The organism is Massilimicrobiota sp. mt181, assembly GCF_055420065.1.
Genome location: NZ_JBVAYN010000027.1, coordinates 20,076 through 30,076, shown reverse-complemented (window position 1 = coordinate 30,076; position 10,001 = coordinate 20,076). Strand labels below are relative to the sequence as shown.

The following is a 10,001-nucleotide window of genomic DNA, read 5'->3' as shown; positions in this document are numbered from 1 at the left end:
TGGAATAATGATTGATTTAGAAATGTTAGAAAAGTTAAGTCTTGCAAAAGGTGTTTCAGGTTATGAAAAACAAGTCACAAGACTGATGAAATCTTATCTTGAAGAGAGTGTTGATGAATTTTCATATGATGGATTAGGAAGTTTAATTGCCATGAAACAGGGACAAAATCCTTTTAAGATTTTGTTGACTGCTCATGTTGATGAAATTGGCTTTTTGGTCAAAGATATTGATGAAAATGGATTTATCAAAGTTCAGCCAGTGGGAGGCTGGAATGTACAGAATTTACCATCTTCACTCATGACCATAACGACAAGAGAGGGAAAAGAAGTAAAGGGTGTCTTTGCTTTACTTTCTTCTCATCATGATAAAGGTCATACTTTATCGATGCAGGATATTTATCTGGATGTGGGTGCTCTAACAAAAAATGAAGCACTTGATATGGGCATCAACAAAGGTGATCCTATCACACCATCTTCCCAGATGCATGTTTTATCTAATGGGAAATGCCTATGTTCAAAAGCATGGGATGATCGTATTGGTGTTGCTGTTATGATTGAAGTCATGAAACGCTTAAAAAATGAGACAATTTATCCTACACTTTATGTAGCTGGAACAGTGCAGGAAGAAGTTGGACTGCGTGGGGCTAAAACGGTTGCTCAAATGATTCAACCTGATTTGGCTTTGGCTATTGATGTGACTTTTTCCTATGATTTACCATCTGGTGATAAGGGAGATGTCAGATTGGGAAATGGTGTTGCCTTATGTGTGATGGATGGTAGTGTTATCGCACACACAGGTTTATTAAAACAAATGGAAAGTATTTGTCAAAAGCATCAGATTCCTTATCAGTTAGATATGGATTTGGCAGGAGGCACAGATTCAGGTGAACTCAGCAAAGCTGGGGCTGGTATTATGAATTTAACAATTTCTATTCCGACACGATATATGCATTCCCATTACACAATGGTTCACATGGATGATTTTGAAGCAACTGTTGAGATGCTTGTTTCTTTTTTAAGGGAATTTAATGAGGATATGTATATAGCTATGCTGGAGGAGAAAAGATAATGGGTGCACTGATTTTAGAAGGTGGAACTTTTCGTCCGATTTTTTCTAGTGGTGTGATGGATGCTTTGAATGATTATGGTGTTGAATTCCCGTATGTCATTGGGGTATCAGCAGGCATTACTGATGGATTTTCTTATGTTTCTAAACAACCTCAACGTAATTATGATATTTTGATGAATCATCGCCATGATAAAAGATATGTTGGTATTCGAAATTATCTTCATGATCGTAGTCTGTTTGGATTAAAATTTGCATATGAAATAATTCCTCAAGAACTTTATCCCTTTGATTGGAAAACTTTTCTTGAAAGTCCTACAGATATTCGTGTTGGTGTAACGAATGCAGAAACGGGACAATGTGAATATTTAGACGGAAAGAAATTAGATCAGCAATGTACAATGTTGAAGGCAACATGTGCGATTCCGTTTGTTTTTCCTGTTATTTCTTTGGATGGAAAGAAATATTATGATGGTGGTATCTGTGATCCCATACCTGTTAGAAAAGCTCAACAGGATGGTCATGACAAAATGTTAATTGTTTTAACAAGACCAAAAGGATATCGCAAGACGTTATCGAGGGCTAATGTTATCGCAAGTCGTCTATTAAAAAAGAAATATCCACATTTGGTTGAACCACTGCTGACAAGACATCTTTTATATAATGAAACTTTGGATTACTGTGAAGAATTAGAAAAAAGTGGAAAAGCTATTATTTTAAGACCAAGTGAAGATATTCAAATTGAATCACTGGAAAAAGATTTACAAAAAATTGATCGTATTTATCATTATGGCTATCAATTAGCATTAGAGCATATGGATGATATCAAAGCGTTACTGAAATAGACATTTTTTTGATATTTTCACATATTTTTAAAATAATGTTTTGGTATTTATATACTATTATGAAAATATAAAAAGAAATCATCATCTGATGATGGAAAGGAAAGATAAATATGAAACATATAAACAAAAATAAATTGTTTAAAATTGTTGTTGTACTTTTATTGATTGTCTCACTAGGGTGTAATGGATTTTTGTTATATACAATTTTTGGTAATCAGCAAAGTTCAACATCATCTTCATCTCATACAACAGTTCAGACTGTCAACTATGATGTCCAATCAAATTTAACAGATGTTATTGAAAGTGCCAAAAAATCTACAGTAGGGGTTGCAGTATATCAAAACAATCAGCTTGCTGGTAGTGGAAGTGGTGTTATCTATAAAGTAGATGGAAAAACTGTTTATGTGATTACGAATCATCACGTTATTGAAAATGCGCAATCTATTGAAGTCATCTATTCTAATGGTGAATCTGTTCGTGCTGAATGTTTAGGTAGTGATGAATATGGAGATATCGCAGTTTTGAAAATGACAGTTGATTTTGAAGTTTCTGCTTTTAAAGTAGGGGATTCTGATTTATTGGAAGCTGGGGAACCTGTATTAGCAGTGGGAAGTCCTTTAGGTATTGAATATGCTGGAACAGTCACACAAGGTATTGTATCTGCTCCATCTCGTACAGTTTCTGTTGATTTAAATGATGATGGAACTGAAGATTGGGATATGAATGTTATTCAGACAGATGCAGCTATCAATCCTGGTAATAGTGGTGGTGCTCTTGTTAATGCGGCAGGAGAACTGGTTGGTATTACATCTATGAAGCTTGCTTCAGAAGAAGTTGAAGGTATGGGATTTGCAATTCCAATTAATGATGCAGTAGATTTAGTTGAAGAAATTATTGAAACTGGAAAAGTCAGTCGACCTACCATTGGTATTTCAGCTGTTTCATTAGATAGTTATTCATCATATGAACTTTATATGTATCGTATTCAGACAAATTTAAATAAAGGAATCTATGTTGCAGATGTTCAAAGTAATTCACCAGCAAGTCAGGCGGGTATTAGAGCAGGAGATGTCATTACACAGGTTGAAGGAGAGGACATTGAATCTTATAAAGATTTCTTAACTCAGCTTTATTCTAAAAATCCTGGAGATACGATCAAATTAACGATTAATCGTAATGGTTCGACATCTACAGTCAATGTGACATTAGGTTCTTCATAAGGAAAGACAAAAGCTCTTTCCTTTTTTTTCTAAAAAATATATAATGGTTGATGGTGATGATATGAATAAAGAAGTCAAAAAACAGTTAATCTTATCATTCGTTTTGCTGGCTTTATTGATGACGACACTTTTTTTCTGGTATCCTAATTTTGTATTTCATACATATGTGGAAACATTGGATTATCAATATTGTTTAAGTGGTACGAATGATGAACTGGCTATTGATGGCTATGAAATTTATCAAGATGGAAAAACACAGGGATATGGACATGCTCGTATGATATCTTTGAAACCAGATTTTTTTCAAAAGGGTGATGATATTACATTGACTCTTGTTTTATCTGATGATGTTCAGTTGGCACAATCAATGACTGTTGAAAATGATCATGATGTAATCATAATGCAAGAACAAAAAACAGATCAAATCTTACAGGAAGATGATATTCAAAAGGCACAGTTACAGGTTGAAATTGTTCGAGATCAAAAAGAGATATACTCACAATCTATAACGATGAAAAATCAGGATATGTTAACTTATACAGGTGCGAATAAAGATTATTCACTGACAAATGTCTATGTGACTTCTTCATGGTTAAAGACAGGGATTTTTTCAAGTAAGAATGAAGATATTGCAAAAGAATATCCTTATATGATTGTGGATTATCTTTATTTGAAAGATCAAGATGGAAGTGAAGATATTAATGATTATGAACGTTTTGTTTATATGAATGGGAAAACTGAGGATTTTTTAACAAACCAGATGAAAAATATCGGATATTATGATGGAGAAGAATCATTATTAGATATGAATTTATGTTGTGTCATTACATTAATGAAAGAAGAAAATGATACAAATCCTTATACATTTATCTTACCTTTAAATCCTGTTCAAAAAGGAGAATAACATGCAAACAAAAAGAAAAGATTTAATGACTATATATATGCTAAGAAATGCTTTTTCTACATTATTCATTGCTTTGATTTCCTTTATTATTTCTTTGATTGCTTATTATCATTGTACATGGATTGAAGCTTTACAACGTTTATTTTTAGTGAATATTTACACCACATTGTATTTTTTATTGATTTGGCTTTTGAATTATATGATTTTTGAAATCTCAAAAATCATATATGATACTTATGAAAAATTATTAAGTTATAAATTATGTATTGTTTTATTATTGATGGCTATTATTGTCTTTTGGATTCCAATGCGTGATCTTTTTCAATGGAATTTCTCACTCCTTTTTGTTTTGATTGCATTAAGACAAGTTAAACAATTATGGATTCATAAAAAAAGACCATAGAATGGTCTATAAAAGAGAGCTCAGTTTTTCAAGAAATTGTTGTTTTGTAGAGGAATCTAGAGAATTATAATATTCTTCAAACAGAACACCTAATCCTACAAGGATTGTTTCTTCTTGAGATGCTATGCCTTCATCAATTGTCTGCTGTAGCTGTAAAGGAGAAAAACCTTTGAGATTTGTTAGTAGTGCTTCACGCATTTTATCAGTCCTTTCTTATATAATATGGGATAAATAATTATTTTTATACAAGGAGTTTTATGAAAGAATTACAAATTCAATTAGATCAGGAAATTGTGACTTATCAGTTGACATATAAACATATGCAAAATATAAGGATGCGTGTGAAAGATGGTGTTTTACATGTGAGTGCACCTTATGGAACTTCACAGGTATTGATAGAGACAGTTATACAGAATTATCAGCAACGTTTATTGAAACAAATCAAAGCTTATCAACCTTATGTTCAATACAGTGACGGAGGATTTATCCTGATTTTCAATCAACGTTATGATATTGTTTTAAGAGATATTGGGATTAAAAAATGTCAATTTCATGGACAATGCATTTATGTGTATCATCAAAACATCAAAGAGTGTCTGGAAAAATTGTGTCAAAAGATTTTATTGGATTATATTGAAGAAAAGGTCATTGGATATTTGGCGCATGATTTTGATTTAGAAATGCCACGCATTGAAATCAAAAAATATAAAAGTCGATGGGGAAGCTGTTATTATAAAGAACATCTTATCACTTTTCATTTGGGGCTTGTTCATCTAGAAAAAGGACTGATTGATTATGTGATTATTCATGAATTAACACACTTTTTACATCCTGATCATTCTCGATTGTTTTATGCAGAAATTCAAAAGAGAATGCCTCATTATAAAGAATTACAAAAACGTTTAAAGGAGAAGCATACATGATTACATCAGTACAAAATGAAACAATTAAAAAGATAATGAAATTGAAACAAAAAAAATATCGTGATGAAGAAAACCTTTTTTTAGTTGAAGGATTTCATTTGGTTGAAGAAGCAAAGAAGGCTGGTTGTATACAAAGAGTCATCGCAACATCTGAAAATCTTTTAGATCAGGATGGTCTTTTGGTATCACAAAAAGTGATGGAAAAACTAGCTTTTACAAAAACTCCCCAGCCCATTATGGCTATTTGTCGTAAACCATCACATACATCTTTTCAACCTTCTTTAGAACGTTATCTATTGTTAGATGGAATTCAGGATCCTGGGAATCTAGGAACAATCATTCGAACAGCATTAGCTTTTGGATATGATCAAATGATTCTTTCTCCAGAATGTGTAGATTTATATAATGATAAAGTAATACGTGCAACACAGGGAGCATTATTTCAAATGAAAATTTGTCAGATGGATTTGTTAGAAGCGATTTCTCTTTTACAGGAAAATCATGTTCCAATCTATGCAACTTCATTGCATCATGCTTTATCTATTGAACAATATCCAATCCAAAAACAGATGGCTTTTGTTTTAGGAAATGAAGGGCAAGGTGTTTCAAATGAAGTCTTAAAGCAATGTGATCATGCCTTATATATTCCTATTCAATCTATTGATTCATTAAATGTTGCGATAGCTGGGGCTATTGTGATGTATCATTTTCCTAAAGTTTAAGAAAAGATTTGCAAAATAATAAACATATGATATAATATCTTGTGTTTAGAATCGATGAAAAGGAGTAGTAGTTGTTGATACTTTTTAGAGAGTCTATGGGTGGTGAAAATAGACAGGTTAGGCAATGAACTCGCCTTGGAGATACAAAGATGAAAAGAGTAGTTTTTGTCGTTAACTGCGTTAAAGTTTTGAGAGCATATATGGATGTCATATATGAACTAAGGTGGTATCGCGATCAAGTCGTCCTTAGAGGGGCGACTTTTTATATTATAAGGAGGGATAAATGATGCCATTTGATCATCAAGCCATTGAAAAGAAGTGGCAAAAATATTGGGATGAACATCAGACTTTTTATACAGATGTTTGGGATTTTTCAAAACCAAAATACTATGCGTTAGATATGTTTCCATATCCATCAGGACAAGGTTTACATGTCGGGCATCCTGAAGGATATACAGCAACAGATATTATGTCACGTATGAAAAGAATGCAGGGATATAATGTTTTACATCCAATGGGATTTGATGCTTTTGGATTGCCAGCAGAACAATATGCGATTAAAACAGGAAATCATCCTGAAGGATTTACACGTCATAATATTGAAACTTTTACACATCAATTAAAGATGTTAGGTTTTTCATTTGATTGGGATAAATGTATTTCAACATGTGATCCTGATTATTATCATTGGACACAATGGATTTTTAAACAGCTTTATGAAGATGGTTTGGCTAAAAATGTAGATATTCCAGTGAACTGGTGTGAAGAATTGGGAACAGTTTTAGCAAATGATGAAATCATTGATGGAAAAAGTGAACGTGGAGGATATCCAGTTATTAGAAAAAATATGAAACAGTGGGTTATTGATATTCCAGCTTATGCTGAAAAATTATTGGCTGGATTAGAGGATATTGACTGGCCTGAATCTACAAAAGAAATTCAAAGAAACTGGATTGGAAAATCAATTGGTGCTCATGTGCATTTTAAAGTCGATGGACACAATGAACAGTTTACTGTTTTTACAACACGCTGCGATACATTGTTTGGTGCCACTTACTGTGTTTTGGCTCCTGAACATGAACTGGTAGCTCAAATTACAACACCAGAACAAAAAGAGGCTGTGGAAGCCTATGTGAAAGTCTGTGCAACAAAATCAGAATTAGAACGTACAGAATTAAATAAAGAAAAAACAGGTGTCTTTACTGGTGCCTATGCAATTAATCCAGTGAACCAAAAGAAAGTGCCTATTTGGATTTCTGATTATGTTTTAGCTGGCTATGGTACAGGAGCTATCATGGCTGTACCTGCTCATGATGAACGTGACTGGGAATTTGCAACTAAATTTGGTCTTGATATTATTCCTGTTCTTGAAGGTGGAGATGTCACGAAAGAAGCATGGACACAGGATGGAACACATATCAATTCTGATTTCTTAAATGGAATGAATAAAGAAGAAGCTATTGACACAATGATTCAATGGTTAACGGATCATCATTGTGGTGAAAAGAAAGTAAACTATCGTTTAAGAGAATGGATTTTTGCGCGTCAGAGATACTGGGGAGAACCTATTCCAATTATTAATTTTGATGATGGTACTTCTGTTGCGTTATCAGATGATGAATTGCCATTACTTTTACCACCACTAGAAGATTATTCACCTTCTAAAAGTGGCGCATCACCACTAGATAAAGCCACTGACTGGGTCAATGTGACAGTCAATGGAAAAGCTGGAAAGCGTGAAACAAGTACAATGCCAGGAAGTGCGGGAAGCAGCTGGTATTATATGCGATATATTGATCCACATAATGATCATGAGATTGCCGATAGAAAGTTATTAGATCACTGGTTACCAGTTGACTTATATGTGGGCGGACCTGAACATGCTGTTGGACACTTATTATATTCTCGTATGTGGAATCGTTATTTATATGATAAAGGATATTTATCACATCCAGAACCATTCCAAAAATTATATCATCAAGGTATGATTTTAGGAACAAATGGAGAAAAGATGAGTAAGTCTAAAGGCAATGTCATTAATCCTGATGATATTGTGAAAACTTATGGAGCTGACACTTTAAGAGTTTATGAAATGTTTATGGGACCTTTAGAGGCAAGTAAACCATGGAGTGAAACAGGTGTTGATGGAGCTAGAAAATGGCTGGATCGTGTCTATCGTTTGATTGTAGAATCTGGTAAGATCAGTGATGATAATGATCATTCATTAGATTATATCTATCATTTTACTGTGAAAAAAGTGACTCATGATTATGAAACATTAGGATTCAATACAGCTATTTCACAAATGATGATTTTCGTTAATGAAGCTTATAAAGCTAAAACACTTTATCGTCCATATGCTGAAAACTTAGTCAAAATGTTAAGTTGTGTTGCTCCACATGTCTGTGAAGAAATGTGGCAGTTATTAGGTCATGATGAATCTTTAGCTTATGAAGCATGGCCAACATATGATGAAGCTATGCTTGAACAGGCAACAATTGAAATGGCTGTTCAGGTTAATGGAAAACTTCGTGCGAAAATCACTGTTAATAAGGATGAAGATGATGAAGTGGTTAAACAGGAAGCTTTAGCTCAAGATAATGTGAAAACACATACTGATGGAAAGAATATTGTGAAAATTATTGTTGTGAAAAATAAGATTGTTAATATTGTTGTGAAGTAATATCTATATAGAAAATAAATATTGATTTCAATCAGCTGATATTTACAAATCAATCATAAAGTGAATTTTTCAAAACGGAAATATTTCGTTTTGAAAATTTACTTTTTTTATTCGTTATTAATAGAAAAACACGTCAACTGATTTGTTAACGTGTTTATAATCTTATGAATCTATTGATTAAAAATCATTTTTATCATATCTGTTCTTGCGAAGAATCAAAATATTATTGAAGTCTTATACAAAATGATCTATCCTAAGATAATCTTTATTGATCTTGAATGTTTTTTAAAGTATAGATGAGATAATCAAGATGATCAATCTTTTTTTGTTTTTGATGAACTTCATCTAGAATTTCAAATCTTTTCTTTTGTAGATAACGAAAGAGAAATTGAAATTGATGATTTTCAAAGTCATCAACAAGTTCCTGAATTTGTTTGGGCGAGCATCCTAAATCCTGTAAGCTTTTTTGAATATCATCCTTAGTCAGTGTTTGAATCATATGGAAACCTCCTTAATATTATTTTATAAATAAAAGGAGTCAATATCCAATACTTATAATGGATGATGAATTATGCTTTTTGGGTATTTATATAGAGATATGTTGTGTAACTATTTCTTTTTTGAGATGTTCATAAAGTTCATAAGTCGATATGCAGTCAGCCAAAGAGCGGTGTTCATTGGTTGAAAGATGAAGGAATTCTACCATATCAGATAAACGATGATGAGGTAAGGCAGGGTAGACTTTCTTGGAAAATTGCACAGTATCTATATATGCGTTTTTTAAATCTACTTGAAAATGATTGGCAATGAAATTCAAATCAAAAGCTGTATTATGTCCAATGATAATATCTTGCCCTAGAAACTGTAAAACTTCATCTTGTATAGAAGATAGAATGGGCATATCTGCTATCATTTGGTTATCAATGCCTGTTAATTGTGTAATAAAAGAACTGATATGTTGCTGAGGATTGATCAGCTGGCTATAACGATCAATAATTTGTTTGTTTCTTACTTTTAATAATCCAATTTCAATAATTTTATCTTGACGCCAAGATAAACCAGTTGTTTCAATATCCAAAACACAATAGTCATCAATCAGTTTTTTAATATAGTGTCCTCTTTTGTAGTATTTTCTTTGATCATCCATGTATATCACCTCATTTATATATATATTTAAATTCATTTGAGATAAAAATGCAAATAAATTGATAAAAAGTATAATAATTGAAGATATC

Annotated in this window: 11 protein-coding genes and 1 other annotated feature; of the genes, 8 read left to right on the top strand and 3 right to left on the bottom strand. The window is 32.4% G+C overall.

From position 1 onward, the window contains the following. The 5 genes from ACZYT4_RS12145 to ACZYT4_RS12125 all read left to right on the top strand — a co-directional run. On the top strand, positions 1-1,069 hold a 1,069-nt coding region (locus tag ACZYT4_RS12145; protein ID WP_463786113.1), incomplete at its 5' end, for a M42 family metallopeptidase. After that, positions 1,069-1,911 carry a patatin-like phospholipase family protein gene (locus ACZYT4_RS12140; protein WP_463786110.1) on the top strand — a complete coding sequence of 281 codons (843 nt, stop codon included), beginning with the start codon at positions 1,069-1,071 and terminating at the stop codon, positions 1,909-1,911. The genes ACZYT4_RS12145 and ACZYT4_RS12140, both read left to right, overlap by 1 nt. Before the next feature lie 110 nt (positions 1,912-2,021). Next, complete coding sequence (locus ACZYT4_RS12135; protein ID WP_463786108.1) at positions 2,022-3,131, top strand: S1C family serine protease; 1,110 nt, start codon at positions 2,022-2,024, stop codon at positions 3,129-3,131. A 61-nt stretch (positions 3,132-3,192) separates the two neighbouring features. After that, positions 3,193-4,035 carry a hypothetical protein gene (locus ACZYT4_RS12130; protein WP_463786105.1) on the top strand — a complete coding sequence of 281 codons (843 nt, stop codon included), beginning with the start codon at positions 3,193-3,195 and terminating at the stop codon, positions 4,033-4,035. 1 nt (position 4,036) lies between these two features. Beyond that, entirely contained in the window at positions 4,037-4,438 is a 402-nt protein-coding gene (locus ACZYT4_RS12125; RefSeq protein ID WP_463786102.1) for a hypothetical protein, read from the top strand. Between the two features lie 6 nt (positions 4,439-4,444). Here ACZYT4_RS12125 and sspI read toward each other — a convergent pair whose 3' ends face one another. Then, positions 4,445-4,636 (bottom strand): small acid-soluble spore protein SspI, encoded by a 192-nt coding sequence (sspI, locus tag ACZYT4_RS12120; protein ID WP_463786100.1) that lies wholly within the window; start codon positions 4,634-4,636, stop codon positions 4,445-4,447. Positions 4,637-4,695: 59 nt separating this feature from the next. Here sspI and ACZYT4_RS12115 point away from each other — a divergent pair, with 59 nt between their 5' ends. The 3 genes from ACZYT4_RS12115 (at position 4,696) to leuS (ending at position 8,766) form a co-directional block, all read left to right on the top strand. After that, positions 4,696-5,361, top strand: a complete 666-nt coding sequence (locus tag ACZYT4_RS12115) for a M48 family metallopeptidase (protein WP_463786097.1) — start codon at positions 4,696-4,698, stop codon at positions 5,359-5,361. Continuing rightward, entirely contained in the window at positions 5,358-6,083 is a 726-nt protein-coding gene (locus ACZYT4_RS12110; protein WP_463786095.1) for a TrmH family RNA methyltransferase, read from the top strand. Before ACZYT4_RS12115 ends, ACZYT4_RS12110 begins: the two co-directional genes overlap by 4 nt. Positions 6,084-6,128: 45 nt before the next feature. After that, positions 6,129-6,334 (top strand) — a binding site (T-box leader). A 35-nt stretch (positions 6,335-6,369) separates the two neighbouring features. Beyond that, entirely contained in the window at positions 6,370-8,766 is a 2,397-nt protein-coding gene (gene leuS / locus ACZYT4_RS12105) for a leucine--tRNA ligase (RefSeq protein WP_463786117.1), read from the top strand. A 265-nt stretch (positions 8,767-9,031) separates the two neighbouring features. Here leuS and ACZYT4_RS12100 read toward each other — a convergent pair whose 3' ends face one another. Both ACZYT4_RS12100 and ACZYT4_RS12095 read right to left on the bottom strand, forming a co-directional pair. Next, complete coding sequence (locus tag ACZYT4_RS12100) at positions 9,032-9,265, bottom strand: hypothetical protein (protein ID WP_463786092.1); 234 nt, start codon at positions 9,263-9,265, stop codon at positions 9,032-9,034. 87 nt (positions 9,266-9,352) lie between these two features. Next, the gene (locus ACZYT4_RS12095; RefSeq protein WP_463786089.1) at positions 9,353-9,913 is read right to left on the bottom strand and encodes a 3'-5' exonuclease; all 561 of its coding nucleotides are present in this window, start codon (positions 9,911-9,913) and stop codon (positions 9,353-9,355) included. Between the last annotated feature and the right edge of the window lie 88 nt (positions 9,914-10,001).